The 1,152-nt window shown below is 58.8% G+C and carries 1 protein-coding gene; it reads right to left on the bottom strand.

The window, feature by feature from the left end:
• Positions 1 to 885: hypothetical protein (locus tag A3730_RS25700; protein ID WP_063539268.1), on the bottom strand; the 885-nt coding region annotated here is incomplete at its 3' end.
• Between the last annotated feature and the right edge of the window lie 267 nt (positions 886 to 1,152).

The raw sequence follows: 1,152 nt of genomic DNA, 5'->3' as shown, positions 1-1,152 counted from the left end.
GTCTGTTTCGTAGGCGCTGACCAGGGCGCCACCGGCAAGCAGGTCGCTGCTTTCGATGGGGCGGATCACGAATATCAGTGGGCTGCGTCCTTCTCGTTTGAGAAACAGGGTCTCGCTGCAATAGGCTTCCTTGCCCATGCTGGAGCGAACCACCTGGGCGGAGGCTCGAAAGAAGGCGCTTTGGACATCGCTTTCTGCGAAGCGGAAGCGTTCGTCACGAATGCCCAGGCAGCGCTCGCGGGCGATCAGCTCACGGGCAGCCTTGTTGGAGTAGAGGATGGTGGCCATGCTGTCGAGGACAAAGGTGGCGTCGGGGAGAACGTCAATGATGGCGGCCAGTGAGGAGGCCGCCTGGTTACGGGTCTCCAGTTGCCGGTAAAGCTGTACGGTCTGGCGGATATGCGGAACCAGTCGATTCAGGGCATCCAGTTCCGCCTGCTGATATGGGCCTTGTGCAACGGTACGCTGGATGGTGAGCACGAAGCTGTGGGTGCGGGTGGTATCAACCAGCAGCCAGGCGGAATCCAGCATGTCCTGTTCGTTTTCCCATTTGGAATAATCTTCATCGGGCTGGAAGTCTGGCAGCAGGGGCAGGGCAGCCTGGAACAGCCCTGGCGCCTGCTTGACTGCCTGGTTGGTGACCACGTCCTGGGCAATCATGTTGTTTTCCAGATACCAGGTGATGAATTCTTCGGACAGGCCGTGATACCAGAGGTGCTCCATGCGCAAGGGCTGCCGGTTGATGACCAGTAGCTGGGCGGCACAGCCCTTGATGGCGTTGGTCAGCTTTTCCAGAAAGGTATGAAAACCCTGCGGATGGGTGAGCGCGCCATAGAGTGCATGGAGCAGGTCGGGTTCATTTTGAAGTATCTGTGCTGGATTCATTCCGATGCCCCCATGGTGAATGCTTCCGGTGTGTATCTTTATGTCGGTCGGCGCTCCGGTGGCTTGCCGAGCGGCTGGGTGCAGGCGTGGAGATGCTGCGGGCTCTGCTCACCAGGGAGCGTGTCGCTTTGTTTTGGCTTTTCCGTACAAGGTGGCCGCTTTCTTCGGGCCCCAACCCGAACGGCAATTGCAGAAGAGCCACCAGTGTTCCCTTCCCCTGATTAGAGGATAGGGACTAGCTTAGCGGGTGCTGAGTGGATCGTGAAG

It is taken from the genome of Alcanivorax sp. HI0044, assembly GCF_001634945.1.
This window is presented reverse-complemented; position numbering and strand designations above follow the sequence as displayed.